We start from the raw sequence: 3396 nt of genomic DNA, 5'->3' as shown, positions 1-3396 counted from the left end.
ACATAGTCCTGATCGCCGTCATGGTCTCGGCCGCGGCCCTGACCTACAAGGCCAAGCGCGAGGCCGAGGAGCAACTGGCGTCCGTGCAGAAGATCCAGGCGCAGATCCGGTACGAGGAAGACACGATCGATCTTCTCAAGGCGGATTGGAGCCTGCTTACCCAGCCGTCGCGGCTGCAGAAGCTTGCCGACGTCTACAAGAGCCAGCTGGGCCTCGAACCGGTCGGCGCACGCCAGATCGGTGGCCTTGACGACATTCCGGTGAAACCGCTGACCATCGAGGACCTTTCCTCTCAGCGGCTTGGCGGCATGGCCGACAGTTCCGGCAATGGACCTGGGGGCGACAAGGACCCCGTCGTCACGGGGAGCACGGTGCAATGATCAGCGGGCTTCCAAGGATCGGCGACCTGCTGAAACGCCGGAAGAAGACCGTCGAGGACGGCTCAATCGTCGTCGACGCCGCGCGCAAGGCAACGGGCGGCAAGGCCAGGACCCGCATCGTCATGACGATGGCGGTGTTCTTCACCCTCTATTCCACGATTGCCGGCAGGCTTGTCTATCTCGGCCTGCAGAATCCGGACCTGTCCGACGGCCCGCAGAGCAGGGTCACCGCGTCGCGTCCCGATATCGTCGACCGCAACGGCGAAGTGCTGGCGACCGACATCAAGACCGCGTCGCTGTTTGCCGAGCCGCGGCGCATCGTCGATGCCGACGAAGCGATCGAGAAATTGTCGACCGTGCTGCCGGAGATCGACTACGAGCAGACCTATCGCAAGCTCAAGAGCGGCGCCGGCTTCGTCTGGCTGCAGCGCCAGCTGACGCCGAAGCAGCAGGCCGACATCATGGCGCTGGGCGTTCCCGGCCTCGGCTTCCGCACCGAAAAGCGCCGGTTCTATCCGAGCGGCGAGACCTCGTCCTATATCGTCGGCCTGACCAATATCGACAATCAGGGCATCTCCGGCATGGAGAAGTATATCGACGAGCAGGGGCTGAGCGACCTGCAGGCGTCGGGCCTTGCCATAGCCAAGGACCTCAAGCCTGTCAGGCTTTCGATCGATCTGCGCGTCCAGCATGTAGTGCGCGACGAGATCGCCGCTGGGCTCGAGCGCTATCGCGCCATGGGCGCCGGCGCCGTCGTGCTGAACATCAAGACGGGCGAAGTGATGGCGATGGCCTCGGTGCCGGACTTCGACCCGAACAATCCGTACAATGCCCAGGACAAGGACCGGCTGAACCGCATGTCGGCGGGCCTCTACGAGATGGGCTCGACCTTCAAGAGCTTCACCTCGGCGATGGCGCTCGATTCCGGCAAGGCGACGATGAACAGCCGCTTCGACGCGTCGCATCCGATCCGGGTCGGCCATCAGGCCATTCACGATTTCCACGGCAAGAACCGCGTGCTGTCGCTGCCGGAGGTGTTCCTCTATTCGTCCAACATCGGCTCGGCCAGGGAGGCAGAGCTTGTCGGCATCGAGGGGCACCGCGAATTCCTGCATCGCCTCGGCATCCTCGACAGGATGCAGACCGAACTGCCGGAGGTCGCGCGCCCGACCGAACCCAAGGTCTGGAAACAGGTCAATTCGTTCACCATCGCCTTCGGCCATGGCGTGTCGACGACGCCGCTGCAGGCCGCCGTCGGCTGCGCGGCGCTGATGCAGGGCTATCTGATCCAGCCGACATTCCTGGTCCGCAGCGAACAGGAGGCGATGGCGGTGGCCAAGAAAGTGGTCAGCGATAAGACGGTCGAAGGCATGCGCTATCTCTATACGCTCAATGCCGAGAAGGGCTCGGCCAGAAACGCCAGGGCTCCCGGCTACCGCGTTGGCGGCAAGACCGGAACGGCCGAGAAGGTCATCAACGGCCGTTACTCCAAGGAGTTGAATTTCAACACCTTCGTCGCCGCCTTCCCGATGGACGATCCGCAATTTCTGGTGTTCACGATCGCCGACGCCCCGCATCCGGAAAAGCCCGGGATGACGGACGTCGCCGCCAACAATGCGGGGGTTATCGCCGGCAATATCATCAGGCGCTCGGCGGCCATGCTTGGCGTGAAGCCAGATTTCAGCCATGAAAATGGTGCAACGCTGGTTTCCTATCAGTGATTCTTGGGGCGCGCCGGCAACTGCGCGCTATTTTGTTGCAGTGAACGGGACTCAATGCATCTAAAAGATCTAGCCGGTATCCTGCCTGTCGAGGGAACAGCTTCCCGCGATCTGGAGGTTACCGGACTTTCCTCCGATTCCCGCGCGGTCAAGACCGGCGTCGTCTTCTTTGCGCTTGCCGGCAGCAAGGCCGATGGCTCCGCCTATGCCGCCGATGCCGCCAGCCGGGGTGCCGCCGCGATCGTCACAGGCAAGGGCACGGCGGTTTCCGGCCTGTCGATCCCGGTTCTTGCCGTCGTTGATCCGCGCCATGCGCTGGCGCTCGCCGCCGCCCGCTTCTTCGGCCGCCAGCCTGAGACCATGGTCGCCGTGACGGGCACCGCCGGCAAGACATCCGTCGCCGCCTTCACCCGCCAGATCTGGGAGCAGGCTGGCTTTGCCGCCGCCTCGATCGGCACGACCGGCGTGGTAGCGCCCGGCCGCAACGAATATGGCTCGCTGACCACGCCCGACCCGGTGGCGCTGCACCGGTTGCTCAAGGAACTGGCGGATGCCGGCGTAACCCATGCCTCGATGGAAGCCTCGAGCCACGGCCTCGACCAGCGCCGTCTCGACGGCGTGAAGCTCGCGGCCGGCGCCTTCACAAATCTCGGCCGCGACCACATGGACTACCATCCGACGGTCGATGATTATCACCGCGCCAAGCTGCGCCTGTTCGACACGCTGCTGCCGAAGGGCGCGCCCGCGATCGTCTTTGCCGACGACCCGTGGTCGGAGCCGACGATCAAAGCCGCAAAGGCGGCGGGTCTCAAGGTCCTGACCGTCGGCCGCCATGGCGATTTCCTGACGCTGAAGCGGGTGGAGCATGAGCGCCATCGCCAGCGCGCCGAGGTCGTGGCCGACGCCGTGCTCTACGAGATCGACCTGCCTTTGGCCGGCGATTTCCAGATCGCCAACGCGCTGGTCTCGGCGGGGCTTGCCATCGCGACTGGAACGCCGGTGGATAAAGCTTTGGCCGCCCTGGAAAAATTGAAGGGTGCGCCTGGCCGGCTCGACCTCGTCGGCGCCACCGCCGCCGGCGCTCCTGTCTATGTCGACTATGCCCACAAGCCCGACGCGCTGGAGAACGTGCTGACCTCGGTCCGACCTTTCCCCACGGGCCGCGTCATCGTGGTGTTCGGCTGCGGCGGCGACCGCGATCGGGGAAAAAGGCCGATCATGGGCGAGATCGCGACGCGGCGAGCCGACATCGTCATCGTCACCGACGACAATCCGCGCACGGAAGTGCCCGAGAC

3 protein-coding genes are annotated in these 3396 nt (G+C 64.7%); all 3 read left to right on the top strand.

The window, feature by feature from the left end:
- Positions 1–2 precede the first annotated feature (2 nt).
- Positions 3–380, top strand: a complete 378-nt coding sequence (locus EOA28_RS29460; protein ID WP_245501621.1) for a hypothetical protein — start codon at positions 3–5, stop codon at positions 378–380.
- Entirely contained in the window at positions 377–2101 is a 1725-nt protein-coding gene (locus EOA28_RS29455) for a penicillin-binding protein 2 (RefSeq protein ID WP_126081990.1), read from the top strand. The genes EOA28_RS29460 and EOA28_RS29455 overlap by 4 nt, the downstream gene beginning before the upstream one ends.
- 54 nt (positions 2102–2155) lie before the next feature.
- A partial coding sequence (locus EOA28_RS29450; protein ID WP_128315559.1) for a UDP-N-acetylmuramoyl-L-alanyl-D-glutamate--2,6-diaminopimelate ligase occupies positions 2156–3396 on the top strand: 1241 nt, incomplete at its 3' end.

Source organism: Mesorhizobium sp. M2A.F.Ca.ET.067.02.1.1 (genome assembly GCF_004023285.1).
Lineage (GTDB): Bacteria > Pseudomonadota > Alphaproteobacteria > Rhizobiales > Rhizobiaceae > Mesorhizobium.
This window is presented reverse-complemented; position numbering and strand designations above follow the sequence as displayed.